Genomic DNA, 23,651 nt, shown 5'->3' with positions numbered 1-23,651 from the left:
AGGCTACCGTTTGCCTGGTATCTGGTGCCACAGTTCTGAGGCTGTAGTGGGTAAGATGTCAGGAATGATCGGGTTATTCAGTTCAATGATCCGCCGTTGTTCAAGCTGCAACGGCGCAACCTTCTCGCGCAGATAGCGATTAAACGTTTCATCGAAACTACCGTCTGCGATGGCTTTCCGTAAGCCTTTCTCAATCAGTTGCTGCAATTCAGGGTTGTTCTTTGAGACAAAAAAGTATTGTGGCATGGTGTAATGCAGCATCAGTGTTGCTTCAATCTCAATCCCCTGATGCCGGTGCATTTGCCATTCGTTCCAGACCTCTGTGACGCTGCGAGGATACAACCTTTCTGGTTGCTGGTTCAGCATGCGAAAGGTCGCATCATAATTTGCGGTGGACACAGTGGTAAAACCGTTGGCTTGAAGTATTTCGGTATCTGGCCAATCGTGTCCTTGAATCATGGGAATCTGCTTGAGCTGTTCCACTGACAGCTCTGATGGTGTTTGTGTCAGAGTATCCGGTTTGTACAGAAAAACCCGATAACCCAATAGCCCCTTGTAAATCGGAATGCGCACCGGCAGCCAGATATGCTCTCTGGTCTGGCTTGTGGCTGACCACACAACATCAATGACATTGTCATCTATTAACTCAGTCAGCGCCCGGCTTTGAGTCATTTGAAACGGAGATGCCTTGAGCTGTATTTGTGGGTCGACTTTATTCAGAGCCAGTCGTAATAGTTGCAGTGGGTAAACTTGACGAGGGTCGCTGTCCGTTTCCGGCGCAAGATAATGGACGACATCAGACTGTGCCAGAGCCAGACTCTGGAGTATCAACAGCAGCCACAGTGCCACAACGTATCGCATATCTTCTCTCCTACTGGCAGGCTCTGAAATCAGCAAACCGTATGAGTTGAGATCGATTGGTTAGGCGGCTTTTATTTTCAAGTCAGTCAATCGTGCATCGGCTGGAGAACGACAGGGCGGGGCATGTGTTTTTGTTGTATATCCGCACAACTGAAAGTATTCACCCCTGTCATTCAAGCACCTGTTTTAAGTAGGCCATGAAACCAATATTTTTTCAGTATGGTCAAGCAGATCGATTTTTTCTAATATTCCAATGAAATTACTGCAAACGGATGTGTTATGACTCACTTTTGTAGTCGTTTTTATCCAGTCCGTATTTTTTCATTTTTTCGTACAAGGTCTTGCGGGCCAGTCCAAGAGCGACCATTGTGTCTTTGATTGATCCCTGATGGTCGCGTAGTGCAGCTGTAATTAAGTGGGCTTCGTACTGATCCATCGTCTCTGCCAGTGTGTTGCGACTTTGTAACTCCTGTTCGAAAGGGTCCGCCAGTTGATCGAAGGCACTTTCACCCATAAGCACATAACGTTCAGCCAGGTTACGAAGTTCTCTGACATTACCGGGCCAGTCGTGCTTTAACAGTGCGCTGATTCTGGCTTCAGGGGGGTGAATGATTTCGCGGTCGTAGCGGGCAGCAGCAATCAGGACAAAGTGTTGGAACAACAAAGGAACATCATGAATGCGATCTTTAAGCGGAGGGATATCCACTTTAACTATATTCAGGCGATAGTACAGATCTGCCCGGAAATTTCCTTGGTCACTGAGTTCTTTCAGATTGGTTTTGGTCGCGGTGATGATACGGATATCCAGGTTGATGGGTTTGTTACTACCCAATCGTTCCACCTTGCGCTCCTCCAAAACTCGTAACAGTTTGACTTGAAGGTTCAGAGGCATGCTCTCAATTTCATCGAGAAAAACCGTACCGCCATCGGCATGTTCAAACTTGCCGATACGTTTTTTATCTGCACCGGTAAAGGCCCCGGCTTCATGCCCAAACAGCTCACTTTCAATGAGATTTTCAGGCACCGCACCACAGTTGATGGCAACATAGTTGTGACCTTTGCGGCTACTGGCCTCATGCAGCCAGCGGGCAATCAGATCTTTCCCGCAGCCAGTCTCACCATGGAGCAGAACATCGGCAGACGTATCCACAATTGCATCCAGTACCGAGAAGACCTGCTTCATGGCCTTGCTGTGTCCTAATACCCGGGGACCTGGACGGGAGTTGAATTTAAGCTGACTTTTGAGATCACGGTTTTCCAACGTCAACAGACGCTTTTCAGCGGCCCGATAAATGACCTCCAGTAAGGGCTCTGTCTCATATGGTTTCTCAATGAAATCATAAGCACCATTACGCATGGCCTCGACAGCCATGGAGATGTCACCGTGACCGGTGATCAACACGACAGGAATGTTGACATCGATCTGCTGTATTCGTTCCAAAATTTCCAGGCCGTTCGGTGAAGGCATGTTGAAATCGGTAATGACCATGCCGTTGAAACTGGCATCCATATGATCGAACAATACCTCACCCGCAGCGAAGCACTGAACATCTATGTCCTCCAGTTCAAGCATTTGCTGCATGGAGAGACGAATAGCAGGGTCATCATCAACAAAAAATACTTTGAATGCATTCATACAGTGTTTTCATGGTCCGCTAACTGATACACCGGCAAGTAGATACGAAATAGTGCGCCCGGAAACTCGGGATCATTATTGTATTCCGCCTGAAGCCGGCCGTTCATGGTGGTAATGATCTGGCGGGAGATGCTCAACCCCAGTCCCAGTCCTTCAGTTACTGATTTGGTCGTATAAAAGGGCTCGAAGACCTGTTCCGGTTCCTGATCCAACCCTGGGCCGTTGTCAATGACCGACACGCAGTATTCGTTCTTCAGTTGTTGCAGCACAATTTTTATTTTGATGTGACTGTTATGTTTACAGGCCTGAACGGCATTGGACAGCAGGTTGACCACCACCTGCTCCAGCCGGATCATATCTCCAAGTATAAAAGCGTGGTTTTCCGGCAGAGAGAAATAAAACTGGATATTGCTGTTTTCCAACCCTGACTGTACCAGATGGACCGCATTATGGATGACATTCTGCAACTCCACCATCACCAGTTTATGGGGAGATTTGCGGGCAAAAATCTTAAACTGAGAAATCAGTGTATGCATGCGCTGGCATAAGGCCAGTATTTCTTTCAGATTGTTTTCGACTGCTTCGGTTTTACCACGTTGCAGAAATTTCTGTGAGTTCTGGGTAAAGGCGGTGATGGCGGTAAGCGGCTGGTTCAGCTCATGGTTGATACTGGCCGACATTTGCCCAAGGGTCGCCAGCTTGGCTGCCTGGATCAGCTCTTCCTGCATGGTTTTGAGTTCTTGTTCGGCCCGGTGGCGTTCGTCAATTTCACGCATTAACTGCAAGTTGCTTTGTTCCAGATCTTCAGTTCGGTTTAGTACCCGCTGTTCCAGTTCCCGCTGATGCATGACCAGGTTTTGCAAACGATGGCTGCGTTCCTGTTGAAATAACCAGAGTACGACTATGGCGATGTAAGCCGACATCAGGGTTGCCAGAGTTCTCAACTGTTGCAGCCAGATTCGGTTGGATGGTACCAGCACAGTCATTTCCCAGTTGACCATGGGTGCCATGCCGGAAATGGCCAGATACCGGTTGACGGAATCACCACTGTGCCAGCTAACCCGCCTGGAATCAGAGCTCATGCCAAATCTGCCAGGCAGCAGACTAAATTGCAGCGGTTCGAAACTATAATCACCGTAGCGCTGCTCCTGTTGCAGCTGTTGTATGGTCGGATGATTGAGTGGTTCGGTACTGCGATAACGCCAGTCTTCACGGGTGGAAAGAAAAACGATACCGTGTTCGTCTGTGACCATCAGCTCGGCCACGTCTTCGCTGTAAGGGCTTTGCCAGGCTGTTTCCAGGTCTGGAATATTCAGTTTTAATGCCAGCACTCCGATGACGGAGTCCTGATAAATAATCGGATAGGAAAAATACAGACCCCGAACTCCAGAAGTGGTTCCGAGGGCTGAATATATGGCGGCTCTTCCCTTCATGGCTTGTTGGAAGTAGGGCCTGAAGTTGAAATCCCGGTATAAGAAGCTGTTTTCCAGGTTCCAGTTGCTGGTCATGCGCGTGATGCCGAGAGTGTCCATAATGTAGATGTCGGATGCGTGCATACGATCAGCAAAACCCTGCAGCAGTGTATTGGCACGATATACCTGATCTTCTGCACCATAGTTCAGGGCATCCACGAATAACTGATTGGCGGCAAGTACCGGAGGAATAAGGCTGAAGCGATCGAGTAGCTCCTCCAGTGATGCCTGATAGCGAAACAATTCATTATGGGCATTTTGTTCCAGCCGTTGATACCCGAGCCAGGAACCGACTTGAATACTGGCTAACAGAACCAGGATAAGACCAATGATGATGATTACGGGCTGCTTTTTCATTATTCTTGTGAATCGTTACTCTGTCGCGGGTCCATGGGTTAGCTCAAAGGGCCTGGGTTAAACGTTTGAATGATAGTGAGACTTTATGCTCATCCTGCCAATGGAACGAACCTTTGACATTACCCGACCACCATTGGTGACCTGGTTGTTAATTTTGTTCAACTGCGTGATTTTTATTTGGACTTCCATTGGTGACAGTCGTCGGCTCGATCAGATTGCAGAAGCCTACAGCCGGTTGGACATTTTGCCTCAGGAGTTGCCGGTATATCAAAGTTATCTGCAGCAAAGTGGCCGCTTTAATTCTCCTCTGCTGACAATCGAGCACCCGGAGCAGTTATCTATAGCGGATCAGCATCAGATTGCAGTGGCTATGTTGGTAGATGCTGATTATCAGCCATATGCCAGCCAACATCTGCCTGAATTTGTTGATTACGATAAACCCATACTCGCATCACGGGGCCGGATCCTCTCTGGCCAGGTCAGCGAGCTGAGTTGGAATCGTTATGGTTTTATCCCGGCGCAAATATCTGTGTTGACTGTGTTTTCCCATCAGTTTCTGCATGGTGGCCTGGAGCATTTATTGGGCAACATGATTATTCTGTTGCTGGTGGGAATGACGGTTGAGCAACTTCTGGGCAGTATGAATTATTTAATTTTCTACCTGTTCAGCGGAGCGGTTGGAGCATTGTTTTTTGGTTTGCTGAACTGGGGTTCACCGTCTGCGCTGGTGGGGGCGTCCGGTGCCATCTCGGGCGTGATGGGGATGTATGTTGCAGCATACGGGCATCGGAAAATCCGGTTTTTCTATTTTATCGGCGTGGCATTCAATTATTTCCGTGCCACTGCATTGTTAATTCTGCCGGTATGGATTGCCAAAGAGTTGTTTGACCTGGTTTTCAGTGATGCCCCGGTTGCCTATGCGGCTCATGCCGGAGGTATGGCCTGCGGCGCCTTGCTGGTATGGAGTGGTCGGAACAGCTGGGCCAGGGTGAATCAGGAAATCATTGAAAATCGTGATGACGATGCTGATTACCGGGAGCAGTTGCAACAGGCGCTGCAGGCGGTGAATCAGGCAGACTTTGTCCGTGCAAAAAAAATACTCTGGCGATTGGCCAAGCAGCATCCTCTCAGTCATCGGGTATTTTTCCAGTTGTATCACTTGGAAAAAGTCCATCCGGATAACAAAACATTCCATCTTGCGGCCTCTGGGCTGTTGCGGGCCAGTCTTGCTGACGGTCAGTTTGAGGTATCGGAACAGGCAATGTTGAAAGAGTACTGGTCCCTGGCACAACCCCATCCTCAAATACCGGCAATGTTGCTGTCCAAAATTCTGGTAAAACTGTTAACCTCCGGACAACCTGCTCTGGCGGAAAAAATGTTTGCCGAGGCAGTTAGTATGAAAGTGCTATCTGACGTGGAAAGTAACGAATTGAGACGGGACTTTGCCCGTTTTTTTGCCCATAACAACCCTGAAACAGCGAAGAAGTATTCCAATTCATGAATCTGATGAGTATCCAATACCAGGATCAGAACATTGATCTGATGATCGACCCGGAACAACAGCAGCAAAAATTGTTGATTAATGGCGAAGTCATTTTACAGCAACCGCACCACTATTGGTCCGGCTCGGTGGAACTGAATGATGATGAGCCCCGCCCTTTTGATCAGATCGACTATCTGATCAATCCTGAAACCATGAAGGTGAGTCTGCAGTTGTCGAATGAAGGTTCCGTGGTTGATGAGCATCATGTCGCCATTGAGGCGGTTGCCTTGCCACAGTCCAAGGGTGCCAACACCGGCTCAGTGGTTGCCTGGGGTGGTCTGGTGTTCAAGTTGTTCAAGAGTGTCAAGGTGATCCAGGTGGTCATGCTCGGCTTATCTGCGGCGGCATGGAGTGTATTGCTGTCGTGGCAGTTCGCCATTGCGCTGATTGGCATAATGGTTTTTCATGAATATGGTCACCTGTGGGCCATGAAACGTTCGGGTTTGAAGACCAAAGGTATGTATCTGATTCCATTCGTCGGCGGTATTGCGCTTGGTGAGCGGGCAAAAACCCATTGGCAGGATGTGTTCATTGCCCTGATGGGACCAAGTTTCGGCCTGCTCATGACCGTGGTGTTTTATGTGCTGTATTTGTTCACAGGTAATCACTTCGCCGGCTTGGTGGCGTCTATAGGGGCATTGGTTAATCTGTTCAACCTGTTGCCGATCCTCCCTCTCGACGGAGGGCATGCCTTTCAGTCGCTGGCCCAATCTGGTAACCGCAAGCTGGGCTTTTATCTGGTGCTGGCCTTGTCGATCAGCGGTTTAGGACTGGCATTACTGTTGAAGCTCGGATTGCTGGCCTTTTTTATTATATTGGGATTTCTCGACCTGATGGCCGCACGTTCACAGTCACGACTGGATCCAAGGCCAACCCTTGACCGTTATGGGATTCTGTTTTCACTGACTTGGTATGTATTGGTGTTTGTGGCGTTGGTGGCCATTATTCTGGCTCTTGCTGGCACCGGCCTGCCAGGCACTGAGCTGGCCGATGCGGTATTGAGAAGCTGATGAACCGGAGTTAAGAATCCATGTGGCTTTGCAGGTAGTTTTCGATACCTACTTTATTGATCAGATCCAGTTGTGTTTCCAGCCAGTCGATATGCTCCTCTTCGGATTCGAGTATATCTTCCAGCAGATCTCTGGAAACATAATCCTGGACTGACTCACAATAGGCGATGGCCTCGCGCAGGGCTGGAACGGCCATATTTTCCAGTTTCAAATCGCATTCAAGCATTTCTTTGGTGTCTTCGCCGATCAGCAACTTGCCCAGCTTCTGCACATTGGGAACCCCTTCCAGGAACAAAATACGCTCAACCAGTTTGTCAGCGTGTTTCATTTCGTCGATGGATTCGTGATATTCCTTCCCACCGAGTTTATCCAGGCCCCAGTTTTTATACATTTTGGCATGCAGGAAATACTGATTGATGGCGACCAGTTCGTTGACCAGTACATCATTCAGATATTGTATGACTTTTGCGTCACCTTTCATGAACAGACTCCTCAATCACGTTTTATAAAAGGGCAATATAGCCAAGCAGACATAGTGCAGCAAATGAAAAAGGTGTTAGATGGACGAGTTGGAAATAAGAAAAAGCAGAATACTGAAGCTGTAGACAGCCTCAGCAGGCAGTGGTCTTTAGCTGACATCAACCGAACAGATGATGTCAGGCTGAAATTTTGACGGTTGAAATCACCTCTTTGACCAGAGACTTGGCAACCTGAGTGCATTTTCCGCATTCAGTACCAACCCCAGTCTGTTTACGGATTTGCGTATAATCGCAGCCATTTTGGGCTGACTGAACGATGGTTTTATCGCTGATGGCTTTACAAAGACAAATATACATATCAGTTACATAGATAAGAAGATCGTTAATTAAAAATAATAATGCAAATGATATATATTCTCAATTATATTTGTTGTTTTTTTGATCCTGGTTATGTTTTAGACAGGACTTGCAAATGGTCAAATGCATCAGTGATCTTCTTCGTTATTACGCCCGCCAGAAACGGACGCTAAATAACAATAAGACGGTAAAATATTCCAGACGACCCATGACCATTGCCAGACTCATCAGCCAGGTGGAAAAATCATTGAGCGGTTGAAAGTTGGAACCGAGCTCACCAAATGCCGGACCCAGCACATTGACGCAGGCGGCCACGGCGGTAATGGAAGTCCACAGGTCCAGGCCATTGGCCATGAGCAGCAGTATAAATATCAGAGACACCAGAAACGCAAAAAACATGAACGCACGGACAGAATCCAGAACGTCTTCACCAATGACCCGGCCATTACTTTTGATGGTAAACAAGGCCTTCGGATGGATCAGCTGTTTGATATTCCGATAGTTGGTCTTCAATACCAGCAGGGTCCGGATGACTTTGTTGCCACCGGCGGTGGAGCCTGCACAGCCTCCCACATAACCCACGATCACCAGAACAATGGCGCAGAATATCGGCCAGTCGGTGAAGCTGTCAGATGCAAACCCGGTGCTGGTAATAAACGAAATTACCTGAAATAAGCTTGATCGCAGTGCCATCCAGAACGTGTATTGGCTTTGATTGAGAGCCAGATATATGGCAACCACCAAGGTTGCCAGTGCGATGATACCCAGAAATAAAACAGTTTCCTCATCACGCCAATAGGCTTTGATATCGCGACTCTTATAAGCCACGAAGTGAACACCAAAATTGAGTGCCCCGGCAATCATAAAGACATTCGATACCATTTCGATGGCTACGCTGTCGAAATATTTCATACTGGCATCGTGTGGTGAAAACCCTCCGGTGGAAACGGTTGAAAAGGCGTGGGAAACCGCATCAAACCAATCCATCCCGGCCAGATAATAGGACACGGTACACAGCACGGTGATCGTCAGATAGACCCCCCAGAGATAGCGGCTGGATTTGGATACCCTGGGAACCAGTTTGTCGTCTTTCATTGGTCCGGGTGTTTCAGCCTTATACATTTTCATCCCGCCGATGTTCAGCATGGGCATGATGGCCACCATGAGAATGATAATCCCGAGTCCACCGAACCACTGCAGGGTCTGACGATAAAGCAACAATGTTTTTGGCATGGCATCGAGTCCGGACATGACTGTTGCGCCGGTAGTCGTTAATGCAGATAGGGATTCGAATACCGCATCCGTTAGCGTAAGGCCAGAAATCAGAATAAAGGGGACGCTGGCCAGAAAGCCTGCGGAGATCCAGGCCAGGGTTACAAACAGAATGGCTTCCTGTAACCGGATGCGAGTGATTTCGAATTTCAGCAGAATGGCCAGGAACACAGAAATGGAAAAAAATGCCACGCCGGTTTCATAAAAATAACGATAGACATCATCCCGGAACACCAGCATGGATAAAAATGAAAAAACCAGATCCACCAGACCGAAAGCCATGACGGGAAACAGGCTTAATTTAAATAACGCCGGTAGATTCATGCGTGAACCCTGTGATTACAACTTGGTTAATTAACAGACTTTAGAACAACTTCTGCGTGGCGTTGCGAGCAAATCATCGAAGCCTGTTAAGGAGGAACTGTATTTATCGGATGATATTAGGATTCCAGCGCTGACAGTTTGGCGTACTGTAGCATGAGTTCTTTGGTTCCTTCGCTTTCGAACTCCACCGTTACAGATGCATTGGCGCCATTACCGGAAGCGGCCATGACAACACCTTCGCCAAAGAAAGGGTGCATGACCCGTTGCCCAAGTTGAATACCGTAACCCGAGGCTACCTCTTCTTTGAAGCCTGAACCCGCAGCGCTGAATCCGGACCCTAGAGTCGATTTAAGGCGGATTTCATTCAGTAATTGAGCCGGGATTTCACTGATGAAGCGGGAGGGGCGGTTAAATGTTTCATTACCAAACATTCGACGTGATTCGGCATAACAGACGGTCAGTTTGCGCATGGCACGAGTGATACCGACATAACAGAGCCGCCGCTCCTCTTCCAGTCCGGTCAACTCGTCCATGCTCATTTTATGTGGAAACAGGCTTTCTTCCATACCAACGATGAAGACATAGGGAAATTCCAGGCCTTTGGCCGAGTGCAAGGTCATCAGACTGACACTGTCCTTGCTGTCGTCGGCCTGGCGCTCACCGGCATCGAGTGATACTTCAGACAGAAACGCATCCAGCGGACTGATCACATCTTCCTGCTCGACATTGAAATTCCGGGTTGCAGAGACCAGCTCTTGCATGTTTTCAAGACGGGCGCGGGCTTTCTCGCCTTTTTCTTTCTGGTGATGCTCTTTAAGCCCACTGGCGTCGATGACATATTGAGTCAACTCGTGCAGTTCCATCTCAGCTGTTCCCTGTTCGAGCTCGTCAATCAGTTCAATGAACGTGTGAACGGCATTACTGGCGCGGGAGGGTAACAGTTTGTTGTGAACGGCCAGACTGGCAGCCTGCCACAAAGCACAGCCCTGTTCCCGGGCTATAGCCCGCAGGGTTTCGACGGTTTTACCACCAATGGCCCGAGTAGGCACGTTGATAATCCGCTCCATGGCTGCATCGTCGAAACGATTGGCAATCAGGCGCATGTAGGCAAGAACATTTTTGACTTCCTGGCGCTCGTAAAACCGTAACCCGCCGTAGATACGGTATGGAATGCGAGCCTGAATCAAGGCTTCTTCCAGCACTCGTGACTGGGCATTCGAGCGATACAGAATGGCCACATCCAGAGCGTTTTCCCCTTGTTCCAGCAGTTGTTCAATCTGCTCTGCCAGATAGCGGGCTTCATCGATTTCATTAAATGCCGCATAAACATCAATGGGATCGCCTTCTTCGCCGGTGGTCCAGAGTTCTTTACCGAGGCGTCCGCTGTTATTGTCGATGACCGCGTTGGCAGCTTTGAGAATAGTGGCGGTTGAGCGGTAGTTCTGTTCAAGTCGGATAATTTCGGTGTCTGGATAATCCTTGCTGAACTGCTGAATATTTTCGACTTTGGCCCCTCGCCAGCCATAAATGGACTGGTCGTCATCTCCAACCACCGTGAGATGGCTCTGTTGGCCGCACAATACCCGCAGCCAGGCATACTGGATGGTGTTGATGTCCTGAAACTCATCCACCAGGACGTAGCGAAAACGCTGCTGGTAGTGCTCCAGGATCGGAGGGTGATTGAGCCAGAGCTCATGAGCCCGCAACAGAAGTTCGCCAAAGTCCACTACTCCGCTACGTTCACAAGCCTGTTCATAAGCCAGGTAGATTTTTCGTAAGGTTGTGTCAAACGGGTCGTTGGACTCCATAACGTGAGCTGCACGGCGACCTTCGTCCTTTTGTTCGTTGATGTACCATTGAGCAGTTTTCGGCTGTAAGGTCTCGTCATTGATGCCGATGTCAGCCATGACGCGCTTGACCAGACGCAGCTGGTCATCAGAATCCAGCACCTGAAAACTTTCGGGTAACTTGAGTGCTTTCCAGTGGGCCTTGAGCAATCGATGGGCCAGACCGTGAAATGTGCCGATCCACATGCCTCTCGGATTAAAAGGAAGTAGCTCCTCAACCCGCTGGCGCATTTCCCGGGCAGCCTTGTTGGTAAACGTTACCGCCAGTATGCCATTGGGAGAAGCGAGCCCGGTCTCTACCAGCCAGGCGATCCTGTGGGTCAGTACTCTGGTTTTACCACTGCCGGCTCCTGCCAGTACCAGTAAATGCTGGCGATCTGACTTGACCGCCTGCTGCTGGGGTGAGTTTAGCTGTACGAGCTGCTCAAGAATTTGCATAAAGTTGGCTTAGGTTCCTTGCTGGATTTCAGAATTGGTTTAATCTGCTAATAGTACCAGACATCTTTTATCAGGTTGCACCTGCTAACCGAATTCGTGAATTATGATCAGCATCAGAATATGACAGCGACCAGCTCTTCCAAGGCGTTTACAGAGTTTTATCGGATGATTTTCAAGGAATTACCCCGGCACGCAGGTGGCATGTTATTCGTGGGACTGTGTGCGGGTTATGTTTATTTGCCCGAGTTGAGCCTGGTGTGGCTGTCTGTCTGGTGGTCAACGATTGCGGGGTTAAGTGCTTATCTGGTGTTTGCTGGCCGGCAATGGATTAAAAAACTTCCTTCCGAAATCAGCTATCAATATATTGAACGACAGTTGGCGCTGGTATTTTTTCTGCAGGGCATCGTTTTTTCATTACCGCCTCTGTGGGTAGGCAATCCAGAATTGGTTACCCTCCTGATGATCAATGTTCTGGTGATGCTTTCCGGTGTCATGCTGTTTGTCCGTTTTCGTTTGTTCATTGCGTTTGTAATCCCCTTTGTCAGTATATATATCCGTGCCGCAACGGGTACCGCAGATTCACTGATTGTCGCGGTACTGGTGATTGTTTATCTGATAACGATCATCGCAGTTTATCGTGCCAGCCAGCTGTCATCCCGTCTGATTATGGATCGTGAGCTAGTGCATTATCTGAATCACAAACTGGAAGAACGCGATGTACTCAAAACCCGGGATCTTGAAAGCAGTCAGTTACGACTGCAAATGGCCATTACCGCCAGTGATATGGGGATCTGGGACTGGAATGTGCAAAACCGCGAAACATACCTGACCGAGGGAAGCAGGCTGGTACCGCCGAGAGATGAAACCGGGGATTATGATTATGTGGATTGGATACACCCTGAAGATTATCTGAAGGCCAAAGCAGAGTTATTCCGGCACCTGAAAGGAAAAACAGCTAGTTATCGGGTGCGTTATCGGGTCAAGAACAATTCTGGACAGGGGTGGCTCTGGGTTGAGGATACGGGGCGGGCGATCGAGCGTGACCAGCATGGCCGAGTGACCCGCATGATTGGCACCCGCCGTGAAGTGACCAGCGAGGTGAATCACGAACAGGATCTGAGTTTGGCGGCGAGTTTGTTTAATCACTCCGATGATGCCATTTTCGTTATGAGCTATGACTTTATCGTCCAGTCAGTCAATCCTGCTTATTGTCGGATCATGCATGCCAATCGTACAGAGCTGATCAATAAACCCTTTGCCAATATCAGTGCCTCGCCACAGGCTTACCTGGTGATGTCGAGCTTGAATCATAAGGGGTATTGGCAGGGTGAGATTTTGGAAAAACGCTATAACGGAGAGTCATTTCCATTCAAATGTCGCATTGATGGAATCTTCGACAGCAATGGTCAGCTCAGTCACTATATTGCCATTGGTAGTGATATGACAGAGGTGCGTCGCTCGCAGGTGGAGATTGATTATCTGTCCAATTATGACAAGTTAACCGGGCTGGCTAATCGGAGTCATTTTCACCAGGTACTGAATCGTCATCTGAAGAATCCGCAAGCGGCATCCGATTCTCTCGCGATTGTAGTGGTCAATCTGGACCGCTTTCAGGCGATCAATGACAGCCTTGGTTATGAAACCGGTGATCTGTTGTTGAAGGACATTGCCTCCCGTATTACCAATATGCCCAGTCCGGCAGCGTTTTGCGCCAGGGTGGGGGGTGATGAATTTGTGGTCATTGCTGAGTTTTTTGGATCCCGCGATAAGTTAAATCGTTTGCTGGACAACATTCTGATGGAAATCAGTCGCCCGGTGTTGGCGGATGAACATGAACTGATTGTAACCGCGAGTATCGGCGTTTCGATTCTGGACGGACAAAACCGACATCAGTTATTAAATCAGGCCAGCATTGCCTTGAACCGTGCACGCCAGAAGGGTGGCAATACCTACGAGTACTATCAAAAAACCTTTAAGCAGGCATCTGTTGACCGGTTGCAGCTGGAAAAATCCCTACGCCGGGCCATTGCTGAAAATGAATTGTCGGTTAATTATCAGCCCAAACTGAACTTGATGACTGGGCGTATTGATTCGGTGGAGGCACTGGTCCGCTGGCATCATAAGTCCTTGGGGTTGATTGAGCCGGAGCATTTTATTCCTATTGCTGAAGAAATCGGTCTGATCAATGCCATGGGTGAACAAGTATTATATAAGGCCTGCGATGAAGCCAGTATCTGGCAGCAACGGGGTTTTGGTAACATCCGGGTCTCGGTTAACCTCTCCAGTCATCAGCTGCGACAGGAGGGTTTATACGACTCGATTTACAATATATTACAGACTTCTGAACTGCCGGCGGAATATCTTGAGCTGGAGCTGACAGAGAGTGTGCTGATTGAAAACATGGATCACAGTGTTAACACCTTGAACCGTCTGCATGCACTTGGCACCAAAATAGCTCTCGATGATTTTGGAACTGGCTACTCATCTTTTAGTTATCTGCAGAAGTTGCCAATTGATGTCCTTAAAATTGATAAGTCTTTTTTGCATAGTCAGGCATCAGGTGCTGGTGACACGGCTATCATCAAAGCGATTATTGCCATGGCAAACAGTATGTCGATGGAGGTTGTGGCAGAGGGCGTTGAGAATAATGAACAGCTACAGTTCCTTAAAGATCAGGGATGTCATTATGCACAGGGATATTTGGTCAGCCAGCCTCTACCGGCGTCAGAGATTCTGAATCTGCTCCGGCACTATAATTATCAACCAACCTCCTCTATCGAACGGGTTCACTGACGGCACATAGTTGTCACAGAAATTGCATAGACCTTGTTTACCATTTGAGTCGTCGCGTCATGTGCATTAACATATAGCGGTCTCGTTGGACCATGACACGACAACAAAAATAAAAATGGTGCAAAGTCCTTTCAGATAACCGGTGATGTTCATTGTCATGAACATTCATTGACGGTTGTAGTAATGAATTCTGACTGGTTCCTGCACTTGGGCAAGCAAGGAGTTAAGAGAATGTCAGTTAATCTTTTCGAATTTGAATTAGCCAATTTAGAAGATGATGCTTTACACCGACCAACGGAGTCATCTTCAACCAAGCGAGTTAATAATCAACGAAAACTAGCTGCCAGGAGAGCAATAGAAGACCATCTTGAACAACGAAGGCTTAGATCAGAGACCGGCGAGATTGATCTGGATTTATATTAATTGTATCCAGATCAGACAAAAGCGGGCAGCGCGCCCGCTTTTGTCTGGCTATTGGAAACTATGCTAAATAACCTTTTGGGTTTTGGCTTTGCCATTTCCAGGAATCAGCCATCATATCATCAAGATCGTGTTCGGCTTTCCAGCCAAGCTCCTGCTCTGCAAATGCTGGATCGGCGTAACAGCAGGCGATATCACCAGGGCGACGTTCCACTATTTCATAGGCAATTTCCTTACCGCAGGTTTTTTCTAACGCCTTGATCATTTCCAGCACAGAATAACCTCTGCCGGTACCCAGGTTATAGGCTACACAACCAGGCTTTGAAGACAGCTTCTCAATGGCGCGCAGGTGTCCTTTGGCCAGATCGACCACATGGATATAGTCGCGTACTCCAGTGCCGTCCGGAGTGTCATAATCGTTACCGAATACGCTCAGTTTTTCTCTGCGCCCTACAGCCACTTGCAGCAGAAATGGCATAAGATTGTTGGGAATACCGCTCGGATCCTCGCCGATGCGGCCACTTTCGTGGGCACCTACTGGATTAAAATAACGCAGTATGGCGATATTCCACTCTTTGTCTGACTGATACAAATCGCGAAGAATCTCTTCAATAATCAGTTTGGAACGGCCATAAGGGTTAGTGGCACTCAATGGAAATTCTTCAGTAATCGGAACTGTATGAGGATCGCCATAAACGGTTGCAGACGAACTGAACACCAGGTTTTTACAATTTGCCGCAGCCATTGCTTCGCACAGGGTGATCGTGCCACCAACATTATTATCATAATAAGACAATGGAATCTGCGTGCTCTCGCCAACCGCTTTCAGGCCGGCAAAGTGTATGACAGAGGAAATATCAAACTCCTGGAAGATGCGGTCCAGCAGTACTCTGTCACGTATATCACCGCTGACAAAGTTGATAGTTTTACCCGTGATTGATTGTGCGCGCTTAAGTGCTTCTTCGCTGGAGTTGCAAAAATTATCCAGCACAATGACGTCGTGTCCGGCCTGAACCAGTTCTATGCTGGTATGGCTACCAATGTATCCAGCACCGCCGGTGACAAGTATGGTCATAAAAACTCTCCTGAACTGAATGAACGCAACTTTTTGCAAGCGGCGCCCTGACTCTGTGAATACAGGTAATGATATATCGTTTCTAGGGAACCTCTGGGAAATGGCCTATTTTCACGCAGGACGTTGTCAGCCCCAGTCTCACATCCTCATTTACGCCAGTAAATTGCGGTGTTGCGAGTGGGTGCTTCCTCGCCTGTATCAACACTATTCCTATTTTTCAGAGGCCCCCTAGAGTATTCGGATGTGGTTCTGAAATATATGCCTGCTGTATCAGTTTCCAATGTATACGTTTTGGAAATGTACTGGCGTTATTCAATAAACTACAAGGTCAAATACGATACTTAGATGAAAAAATCAGTAGTGGCGCTCTTTGGCCAATACATCTATTTTGTTTTCTATGCCTTCAAGCGCCTTGGCAATTCGTTCAAGATAACCGTTTATCTGTTCCATATCGATTGTGGCCGGCATAGCCGCTATTGGCTGCGTGACTGCATTGTTGGTTTCTTCAACAGGGGCTGTCTCTTCCGGTTCCGGGTCGCTGGCGGGTTCATCCAGCATCAGTTCGTCCAGAACGTCATCCAGGTCACTGATCATAGGCTTTTTTCGTTCATCGGCAAAAGCGCACATCAATAAAGCATCACATATTTTATTGATCAGCCTTGGAATGCCTCTGGAATATTGAAAAATCACCTTGATCATCGCTTCATCAAATAACAGATTTCGTGTCAGGCCGGCAATTTTGAGTCGGTATTCGATATACCCTTTGGTTTCTTCTTCACCGAGTCCGTTAAGATGATAGTGCAGTTTTACCCGCTGTCGTAATTGGGGTACCCGGTTAACGTTAAGTTGTAATTCCGGCTGACCCAGTAAAACGACTTTCAACATTGGCCCGTTTAAGCCTTCCAGTCCGGCCAGTAAACGAATGTCTTCGAGGTTGGCCTGGGTCAGGTTCTGGGCCTCATCAATAACCAGGACAAACGGTGTACCGTTTTTGGTTTTTTCTTTCAGAAAGTCATTTAGTGCGTACAGCATGGTGACTTTGTTTTGGTCTGTAATCTGTATGCCGGCCTGTTTGGTCATGTAATAGAACAGTTCTGCACTTTCCAGGTTGGTATAGGCGATGTGAAAATTATTCACCTTGCCCTGGTAATTTCGTAACAGGCGTTTAACTAGCGTGGTTTTTCCGGACCCGATTTCTCCGCTGATAATGACAAAACCTTCCGGATTCCAGGCGGCATAATCCATGAAAACGAGGGCGCGTGAGTGCTGGCTGCTCATGTATAAAAAGTCATCATCCGGTTTCATTTGGAAGGGATGACGTTTCAGTTTGAAATGTTTTAAATACATATGCTTCGCCTGGTTGTGTTAGGAGGCCGGAAATTCATTAAAGAATACGCCTGCTAGCTGGTCCGGTGGAATCATAGCTGTGGCGTTGGCGAGTTGATCGCCGGTGAATTTCCCTTTGGGGACCACGATGATGATTTTATCACAGAGCTCCAAGAGTATTTTGGTTCCGGCATCTTCTGTAATCGGTGGAGCATCTATGACAATATCACGGTTCCGATAGCGCCCGCGGATATGGTTCAATAAAACATGAATTCGCGGATGTTGGAAGTGGGCAGTATCAACTGCCCTTGAATTTCCGGCAGTAATGCACCTGAGGCGTTTGATGCCTACTGGAAAAATAAGATCGCTGGCAATGATGCTTTCATCAGCCAGAAATTCTGCCAGTCCTAACTTTCCTTCCAGTCCAAAGAACGGTTGTAATGAGGGTCTGTCCATATTCATATCAACCAGCAATGAGGAGTGTGCTTTGTCCATTCGTAATGCAATGGCAAGATTTCTGGCAACATGTGAGGTGCCTGCCCGACCACCTAACGAAGTCACCAATACAGACTGAGAAAAACGGGCTTTGGCCTGTTGTCTGATCTGGTAGGCTGCATCCACATAAGGTTTCAGCTGTGACTGGTCATACATATCGCCATAAATTAATTTCATCCTGTCGAGTTGACGCTCAGACAATAAAAACGGCTCGAACATCTCCTGCAATTCAGTTTCGTTAGCCAGGTATATCTGTTCGGCCTCGGTCACAATCTGATTGTGCTCATCCTGAACTTTCAATATGGCTTTTTCGAGTTTGCTGACCATTGCTCCATACTCTCTTGTTATCTGCTCAGATGCAGATATTGGAACCAGTATCCATAGCTTATTCCGGCCAATGCAATTGCCAGGAATACTAAAAACATAACATTTTTTAACCTTAATGCCGATGTTTTATACACCGGAGCGGACGCCAACACTCGAAAACCCAATTGCCATACCTGATCAATTGTTCTAAGGCGTGCATCAAACAAAACTTTAATGATTAGTATGCATACAGGAAGAAGCAGCGTAACGAATGCGCCGGTCAATAGGATCAGTATACTATTCACACCTACCGTGCGGTTCAGTGATGGATCCGGAGGTAACACCGTAGCTGCACCAATAATCTGTAATGCTCCATAAGTAATTCGGATATTTTCGCGTTGAGCTAAAAATTTTTCATAAAGTTGTCTGTTAACATCATAACCTCTCTGCAGCTCCTGCAGTTTCAGCCCGGCTTCAGACAGTGTTGCCACGCGTTTGGTTTCTTCATTTAACTGACGACGCATTTGCGCAATGCGGTTTTTCAGACTCTCAATTTCTGCAGCATGACTGGCCCGTTCCCGGCGCAAGTTAATAACATATGGGTTGGCGTTAAAACTGTTACCGGTTTTCAGTTCAGTTGCCAGTGATTGCCGTGCCAGAGAGAGTTCTTCTCTGGCTTTTATCAGCTCAGGGTAGGTTTCTTTATAGACGCTGGCCAACGACTGTATGCGTCGATTCAGGTTGGTAATCTGCTGTTCTAGTTGTTGGGCTTTGGGGGTTTTGTATTCTTCCGAGCCAATCAGGTTTTGATAAGCCACGCTGCCTTCTGTTAACTGTTCGTCCAGCAGACGCATCCGTACCGATTGATCAGACAGATCGCTGAGGGCCTTCTCGATATTCTGCTGCAGCTGCAGAATATGTTGATTCGTAAGCGTATTGCTTTGATCAGAATAACCGGTATTGCTGACCTTGAAGTCTTTCATTTCGTTCTCGGCAGTGGAGAGCTTGGCTTCATAAGCTTTGACCTGAGAATCAATGTAATTGATATGGCTGGCAACTCTTTGGTTGATTTCGGCATTGAAGCGGTGAGACAGCAATTGCACCAAAATACGGGAAGTATTTCTGGCTTCGCTTCTGGTGTTGGTTCTGACCAGTAGTTGCAGAGTATTTTCGTCCAGTTGGTCGATACTGGTCAGGTCCAGAATATGGTCCCACTGTTCAGGAGTGATATTGGCGAGCCATTGACGGTCTTCTTCTCTGTCCATCAGTTGTGTGTCAACATCACCAGGAGGTGCCGATAAGTCTTTACGGGCATCGAGGGTGAAATCCCATGGCTCGCTACTGCCATTCTCTGCATTAAAGTCACCAAAGAGAATATCCAGGTTACGCTGCTCAAGACGTAATCCCGAAGACGCCTGAAACTGATAGGGCCAGAACTGAGAAGCCACCAATGTGGTTAAGGATGCCAGCAGAATCCACAGGAAAATCAACCATCGCAGGCGCACACTTTCCTGCCATAAGAACCTGGGGAGTAAGAGGAGAGTTGAAGTCATAACGTCATTTCCAGAAATTCCTTTTGTTTATACAACACGACTTGCAGAAGCTGGCTGCAGTCATTTGGAAACCTCTGAAAATGACCGGGTGACTTGCCTGAACAGTAACCCCTGGCGGAAGACGCTGTCGGCAAGCTATGCATCAAGGGGCAACGATTTTGGGGTCATTTTCAGAATTCCCCTATCATTCCCCTTTGATACTATTCCACAGTGACCGATTTGGCCAGATTACGAGGCTGATCCACATCTGTACCTTTAATAACCGCCACAAAGTAACTCAGTAATTGCAGTGGTACAACATACAGAATGGGTGATAGTAATTCATTAATATCACCGATGGGAATCATTGTAATGCCGTCGACATTGGAAATCTCTGCACCATGATCAGCAAAGACATAGAGTTTGCCGCCGCGGGCACGCACTTCTTCCATATTGGACTTCAGTTTCTCCAACAACTGGTTGTTTGGAGCGACAACAATGACAGGCATTTCGCTATCAATCAGTGCCAGCGGACCATGTTTCAGTTCTCCGGCAGCATAAGCCTCTGCGTGAATATAGGAGATTTCCTTGAGTTTCAGTGCTCCTTCCAGCGCGATGGGATAGTGGCTGCCTCGTCCCAAAAATAATGAGTGTTGTTTTTCGGCAAAATCTTCTGCCAGTGTTTCAATTTGCTGGGCCAACTTCAGAGAGATCTGTATTTTTTCAGGAATTCTGCGCAGTTCCCGAATTAATTCTTTAAGCCCGGCCTTATCTGCACCTCTGAATTCTGCAACTACGCAAACCAGTAACATGAGTGCCACGAGTTGTACGGTAAATGCTTTGGTCGAAGCAACGCCAATCTCCGGGCCAGCATTCATCATGTATACCAGATCACTTTCTCTGACCAGCGAAGAGCCCGGAACATTACAGACAGACAGCGTGCTACGGAATCCGAGTTGCTTGGCCAGTCTCAGGGCCGCCAGTGTATCCGCTGTTTCCCCTGACTGGGACAGCGTTACCAGCAGCGAGTTTGGCAGAATAGCGGCTTTGCGGTAACGAAACTCCGATGCCACCTCAACCTGACAGGGAATGCCGGCAATTTCTTCAAACCAGTAACGGGCTACCATGCCGGCGTTGTAAGAGGTTCCACAGGCAATGATTTGCACCGCTTCGATTTCTGACAGAATATTTCCAGCCTTAGGGCCGAATATTTCTGCTGCAGGCAACTCTCCGCTTAAACGATCAGCCAGTGTTGCCTGAATGGCTGCTGGTTGTTCATAAATTTCCTTGAGCATGAAATGGCGGTATTCCCCTTTTTCGGCAATATCCTGGCTGATGTCGGAGTCTTTGCATTCCCGTTCAACCTGCTCGCCATCGGCATTATAGATAGTTATGGTGCTACGGGTTATTTCCGCGACATCACCTTCTTCGAGAAACGTGAAGCGATGTGTCACCGGCAATAAAGCCATCTGGTCGGAGGCAACAAAGTTTTCTCCAATTCCGGAACCGATGATCAGAGGTGAGCCGGATCGGGCAGCGATCATGCGTTGGTTGTCCCTGCGGTCCAGAATGATGGCACCATATGCGCCAGTCAGTTTTTTACATACCGCCTGTACCGCGGCCAACAGACTGGATGTCGTTTTCAGCTCATCCTCGACCAGATGGGCAATGACCTCTGAATCCGTATCTGAAGAAAAATGATATCCTTTCTCCTGCAGCTGCTGTTTCAGCTCCTGATGATTTTCAATAATGCCATTATGGACAACGGCAATATGATCTTCGGAAAGATGAGGGTGAGCATTGGCTTCGTTCGGCTCCCCGTGCGTAGCCCAGCGGGTATGCGCTATTCCCGTTGAGCCGGACAACGGATGTTCTGCCAGGCTATTGCTGAGCTGTTGAACCTTGCCTACCCGTCTGATGCGTTTAAACGCGTTATTTTGAATAACGGCAATACCTGCCGAATCATATCCTCGATATTCCAGTTTTTTTAAGCCTTCCACCAAGATATCAGCGACATCTCGCTGGGCTACGGCTGCAACAATTCCACACACAGTGATCTCCTGAAATTATAAATATTGATAAAGTTGGGTGCTGAGAGTGGGTATATCGCTGAAACAGTGATGAGCACCCGCATTGAATAAAGGTTCGAATTCCTGCTCGTAACTGAAGCCCAAAACGGTCATCCCTGCTGCCACGCCGGCTGTCACGCCAGGTGGGCTGTCTTCGATGACAATACAATGCTCGGGCTTGATGGCCAGGGCATTGGCTGCCGCAAGATAGGCTCCTGGGTTTGGTTTGGGCATGTTTAGATCAACCCCACTGAAGCATCTGTGCGCGGGAAAGTATCGATTCAAGCCAGTCTGTTCGAGTTTATAGGTCAGTTCCGGCAGGGAGGAATTGGTTACCACAGCAATATCAACTTTCAAATTGCCAAGCAGCTCTTCGATACCGGCAATGATCAAGTCTTCTTCATGCAGCTTTTGATAAAAGCGCTTACGCCATTCACCGTTACTTTCCAGTAGATTATCAGGCAGATAACCATACGTTTGAGTTACCCACTCTCTAATCTGGTCGCCGGTCTTGCCCAGAAAATGAGTCCTGCACTCCTGGTGAGTGATACTGATTCCGGCTTCCTGTAGCAGGTCGACATTAATGTCGTTAGCTAGGCGCTCGGTATCGACGAGTACCCCATCACAGTCAAACAGTACGGCTTTGTTCATTTGTCCTCACCTCTGTTTTTTGTCGGTCTTTTCCAGTTGTCGATGGTTTGTTGACGACTACGGGCAATGGTTAATTTCCCTGCTTCTGTAGCTTGCGTAATGACTGAGCCGGCAGCGATAAACGATTCGTTATTGAGTTGAACCGGTGCCACCAGCGTTGAATTAGATCCGACAAAAACTCCGTCAGCGATTGTCGTCCGGAATTTATTCACGCCGTCGTAATTGCAGGTAATCGTGCCGGCACCGATATTCACACCACTGCCTATATCGGCATCACCGATATAGGTCAGGTGATTGATTTTGCTACCACTACTGACGTTGGATTTTTTGATTTCAACGAAATTTCCGATATGTACACCGGGGGCCAGCCTGGTGTCTGGCCGTATACGTGCAAACGGGCCGATCATAGAGTCAGCGCCGATTTCTGCATCTTCTATGACACTGTTGGCCCGGATATCAACGTTGTCTCCAATAATGGCATTGCGGATATAGCAGTTGGGACCAATACGGACTCCATCGCCCATACTAACGTTACCTTCAAAGACATTGTTTACGTCGATGAATACGTCCTGTCCGGCAATAACCTGACCGCGGATATCTACTCTGTCGGGGTCAGCGCAGCTCACACCGGCACTCATCAATTGTTTTGTCTGTTGCTTTTGATACCAACGTTCCAGGGTTGCCTGCTGCAAGCGGTCATTAATTCCCAGTGTCTCTTCGAGATACTGAGGATGGACTGTGGCAATTTCCAGATTGGCAGCGACGGCCATGGCAACAATATCTGTCAGGTAATATTCCTGTTGACTGTTCTGGTTGCTGAGAGCTGGCAACCACGTTTTAAGATGTTTGACAGGAACCGCAAGAATACCAGAGTTAACTTCGCGAATCTGGAGCTGGTCAGTGGTTGCGTCTTTATGCTCCACAATCGCAATAACCTGTTGCTGGTCGTTACGAATAATTCTGCCGTAACCGGTGGGATCGTCAGGATAGGTTGTTAACAGGCACAGTGTATCCTTTTGTGTTGCCAGAGTGGTTAATTGTTGGACCGTTTCAGGTTGAACGAATGGCACGTCACCGTACAAAACAAGTGCCACGGATTCCTCTTTCAGTTCTGGCAACGCCTGGGCTAAAGCATGACCGGTTCCCAGTTGCTGCTCTTGAAGCACGAAGCTGACGGAGCGATGGTTCAAGTGTAATTTGACCGCTTCAGCCTGATGGCCCACCACCAAGTAGACACAATGGCTGATGGTATTGGCTGTGTCGATGACATATTCCACCATCGCTTTACCCGCAATCGGCTGCAGCACTTTGGGCAGCTTGGAGCGCATTCTGGTGCCCTGGCCGGCTGCGAGGATAACAGTTTCAATTGTCATGAATTCTTGTCCTGG

Annotated in this window: 18 protein-coding genes; 4 read left to right on the top strand and 14 right to left on the bottom strand. The window is 48.0% G+C overall.

Annotated features, from left to right (window positions below):
* Positions 1-3: 3 nt before the first annotated feature.
* From ACQY6I_RS23925 to ACQY6I_RS23915, 3 genes are all read right to left on the bottom strand, one after another.
* The gene (locus ACQY6I_RS23925) at positions 4-861 is read right to left on the bottom strand and encodes a substrate-binding periplasmic protein (RefSeq protein WP_428244159.1); all 858 of its coding nucleotides are present in this window, start codon (positions 859-861) and stop codon (positions 4-6) included.
* 277 nt (positions 862-1,138) lie between these two features.
* A complete protein-coding gene (locus ACQY6I_RS23920; protein ID WP_428244157.1) occupies positions 1,139-2,497 on the bottom strand; it encodes a sigma-54-dependent transcriptional regulator in 1,359 nt (452 codons plus the stop codon).
* Complete coding sequence (locus tag ACQY6I_RS23915; protein ID WP_428244155.1) at positions 2,494-4,326, bottom strand: sensor histidine kinase; 1,833 nt, start codon at positions 4,324-4,326, stop codon at positions 2,494-2,496. The genes ACQY6I_RS23920 and ACQY6I_RS23915 overlap by 4 nt, the downstream gene beginning before the upstream one ends.
* 85 nt (positions 4,327-4,411) lie before the next feature.
* Here ACQY6I_RS23915 and ACQY6I_RS23910 point away from each other — a divergent pair, with 85 nt between their 5' ends.
* Positions 4,412-5,827: a rhomboid family intramembrane serine protease gene (locus ACQY6I_RS23910; RefSeq protein WP_428244153.1), complete on the top strand. Its 1,416-nt coding sequence runs from the start codon at positions 4,412-4,414 to the stop codon at positions 5,825-5,827.
* Between the two features lie 5 nt (positions 5,828-5,832).
* Complete coding sequence (locus ACQY6I_RS23905; protein ID WP_428244152.1) at positions 5,833-6,879, top strand: site-2 protease family protein; 1,047 nt, start codon at positions 5,833-5,835, stop codon at positions 6,877-6,879.
* A gap of 10 nt (positions 6,880-6,889) precedes the next feature.
* On the opposite strand, the gene bfr is transcribed toward ACQY6I_RS23905, so the two are convergent.
* From bfr to uvrD, 4 genes are all read right to left on the bottom strand, one after another.
* Positions 6,890-7,360: a bacterioferritin gene (gene bfr / locus ACQY6I_RS23900; protein WP_428244150.1), complete on the bottom strand. Its 471-nt coding sequence runs from the start codon at positions 7,358-7,360 to the stop codon at positions 6,890-6,892.
* A gap of 175 nt (positions 7,361-7,535) precedes the next feature.
* A complete protein-coding gene (locus ACQY6I_RS23895; RefSeq protein ID WP_428244148.1) occupies positions 7,536-7,715 on the bottom strand; it encodes a (2Fe-2S)-binding protein in 180 nt (59 codons plus the stop codon).
* A 147-nt stretch (positions 7,716-7,862) separates the two neighbouring features.
* On the bottom strand, positions 7,863-9,311 hold the full coding sequence (locus ACQY6I_RS23890; RefSeq protein WP_428244146.1) for a TrkH family potassium uptake protein: 1,449 nt from the start codon (positions 9,309-9,311) through the stop codon (positions 7,863-7,865).
* A gap of 116 nt (positions 9,312-9,427) precedes the next feature.
* Complete coding sequence (gene uvrD, locus ACQY6I_RS23885) at positions 9,428-11,596, bottom strand: DNA helicase II (protein WP_428244144.1); 2,169 nt, start codon at positions 11,594-11,596, stop codon at positions 9,428-9,430.
* Positions 11,597-11,716: 120 nt separating this feature from the next.
* Between uvrD and ACQY6I_RS23880 the strand changes: the two genes are divergently transcribed.
* Together ACQY6I_RS23880 and ACQY6I_RS23875 are read left to right on the top strand one after the other, a co-directional pair.
* Complete coding sequence (locus ACQY6I_RS23880; protein WP_428244142.1) at positions 11,717-14,389, top strand: bifunctional diguanylate cyclase/phosphodiesterase; 2,673 nt, start codon at positions 11,717-11,719, stop codon at positions 14,387-14,389.
* A 183-nt stretch (positions 14,390-14,572) separates the two neighbouring features.
* Positions 14,573-14,812 (top strand): PA3496 family putative envelope integrity protein, encoded by a 240-nt coding sequence (locus tag ACQY6I_RS23875; protein WP_428244140.1) that lies wholly within the window; start codon positions 14,573-14,575, stop codon positions 14,810-14,812.
* 58 nt (positions 14,813-14,870) lie between these two features.
* On the opposite strand, the gene galE is transcribed toward ACQY6I_RS23875, so the two are convergent.
* From galE to glmU, 7 genes are all read right to left on the bottom strand, one after another.
* Positions 14,871-15,884 (bottom strand): UDP-glucose 4-epimerase GalE, encoded by a 1,014-nt coding sequence (gene galE, locus ACQY6I_RS23870; RefSeq protein WP_428244138.1) that lies wholly within the window; start codon positions 15,882-15,884, stop codon positions 14,871-14,873.
* Between the two features lie 354 nt (positions 15,885-16,238).
* Positions 16,239-17,231, bottom strand: a complete 993-nt coding sequence (locus ACQY6I_RS23865) for an ExeA family protein (protein ID WP_428244136.1) — start codon at positions 17,229-17,231, stop codon at positions 16,239-16,241.
* A gap of 18 nt (positions 17,232-17,249) precedes the next feature.
* On the bottom strand, positions 17,250-18,032 hold the full coding sequence (locus ACQY6I_RS23860) for a tyrosine-protein kinase family protein (protein WP_428244134.1): 783 nt from the start codon (positions 18,030-18,032) through the stop codon (positions 17,250-17,252).
* A 17-nt stretch (positions 18,033-18,049) separates the two neighbouring features.
* Complete coding sequence (locus ACQY6I_RS23855; RefSeq protein ID WP_428244132.1) at positions 18,050-19,564, bottom strand: GumC family protein; 1,515 nt, start codon at positions 19,562-19,564, stop codon at positions 18,050-18,052.
* Positions 19,565-19,764: 200 nt separating this feature from the next.
* Positions 19,765-21,594, bottom strand: a complete 1,830-nt coding sequence (gene glmS / locus ACQY6I_RS23850; RefSeq protein WP_428244130.1) for a glutamine--fructose-6-phosphate transaminase (isomerizing) — start codon at positions 21,592-21,594, stop codon at positions 19,765-19,767.
* Between the two features lie 15 nt (positions 21,595-21,609).
* A complete protein-coding gene (locus tag ACQY6I_RS23845; protein WP_428244128.1) occupies positions 21,610-22,263 on the bottom strand; it encodes an HAD family hydrolase in 654 nt (217 codons plus the stop codon).
* Positions 22,260-23,636: a bifunctional UDP-N-acetylglucosamine diphosphorylase/glucosamine-1-phosphate N-acetyltransferase GlmU gene (glmU, locus tag ACQY6I_RS23840; protein ID WP_428244126.1), complete on the bottom strand. Its 1,377-nt coding sequence runs from the start codon at positions 23,634-23,636 to the stop codon at positions 22,260-22,262. Before glmU ends, ACQY6I_RS23845 begins: the two co-directional genes overlap by 4 nt.
* Between the last annotated feature and the right edge of the window lie 15 nt (positions 23,637-23,651).

Origin of the sequence: Gynuella sp., from assembly GCF_050297175.1 — a bacterium.
Lineage (GTDB): Bacteria > Pseudomonadota > Gammaproteobacteria > Pseudomonadales > Natronospirillaceae > Gynuella.
The sequence above is the reverse complement of the archived record's forward strand: the minus strand, read 5'-3'. Positions and strand labels throughout refer to the sequence as shown.

What these genes read in the sequence shown, in the direction of transcription:
- ACQY6I_RS23890 (WP_428244146.1), bottom strand. Translation starts at nt 9,311, where the DNA reads ATGAATCTACCGGCGTTATTTAAATTAAGCCTGTTTCCCGTCATGGCT.
- galE (WP_428244138.1), bottom strand. Translation starts at nt 15,884, where the DNA reads ATGACCATACTTGTCACCGGCGGTGCTGGATACATTGGTAGCCATACC.
- ACQY6I_RS23860 (WP_428244134.1), bottom strand. Translation starts at nt 18,032, where the DNA reads ATGGTCAGCAAACTCGAAAAAGCCATATTGAAAGTTCAGGATGAGCAC.
- bfr (WP_428244150.1), bottom strand. Translation starts at nt 7,360, where the DNA reads ATGAAAGGTGACGCAAAAGTCATACAATATCTGAATGATGTACTGGTC.
- ACQY6I_RS23875 (WP_428244140.1), top strand. Translation starts at nt 14,573, where the DNA reads ATGAATTCTGACTGGTTCCTGCACTTGGGCAAGCAAGGAGTTAAGAGA.
- ACQY6I_RS23880 (WP_428244142.1), top strand. Translation starts at nt 11,717, where the DNA reads ATGACAGCGACCAGCTCTTCCAAGGCGTTTACAGAGTTTTATCGGATG.
- ACQY6I_RS23905 (WP_428244152.1), top strand. Translation starts at nt 5,833, where the DNA reads ATGAGTATCCAATACCAGGATCAGAACATTGATCTGATGATCGACCCG.
- ACQY6I_RS23895 (WP_428244148.1), bottom strand. Translation starts at nt 7,715, where the DNA reads ATGTATATTTGTCTTTGTAAAGCCATCAGCGATAAAACCATCGTTCAG.
- ACQY6I_RS23925 (WP_428244159.1), bottom strand. Translation starts at nt 861, where the DNA reads ATGCGATACGTTGTGGCACTGTGGCTGCTGTTGATACTCCAGAGTCTG.
- ACQY6I_RS23920 (WP_428244157.1), bottom strand. Translation starts at nt 2,497, where the DNA reads ATGAATGCATTCAAAGTATTTTTTGTTGATGATGACCCTGCTATTCGT.
- ACQY6I_RS23855 (WP_428244132.1), bottom strand. Translation starts at nt 19,564, where the DNA reads ATGACTTCAACTCTCCTCTTACTCCCCAGGTTCTTATGGCAGGAAAGT.
- ACQY6I_RS23915 (WP_428244155.1), bottom strand. Translation starts at nt 4,326, where the DNA reads ATGAAAAAGCAGCCCGTAATCATCATCATTGGTCTTATCCTGGTTCTG.
- ACQY6I_RS23910 (WP_428244153.1), top strand. Translation starts at nt 4,412, where the DNA reads ATGCTCATCCTGCCAATGGAACGAACCTTTGACATTACCCGACCACCA.
- uvrD (WP_428244144.1), bottom strand. Translation starts at nt 11,596, where the DNA reads ATGCAAATTCTTGAGCAGCTCGTACAGCTAAACTCACCCCAGCAGCAG.
- glmU (WP_428244126.1), bottom strand. Translation starts at nt 23,636, where the DNA reads ATGACAATTGAAACTGTTATCCTCGCAGCCGGCCAGGGCACCAGAATG.
- ACQY6I_RS23845 (WP_428244128.1), bottom strand. Translation starts at nt 22,263, where the DNA reads ATGAACAAAGCCGTACTGTTTGACTGTGATGGGGTACTCGTCGATACC.
- ACQY6I_RS23865 (WP_428244136.1), bottom strand. Translation starts at nt 17,231, where the DNA reads ATGTATTTAAAACATTTCAAACTGAAACGTCATCCCTTCCAAATGAAA.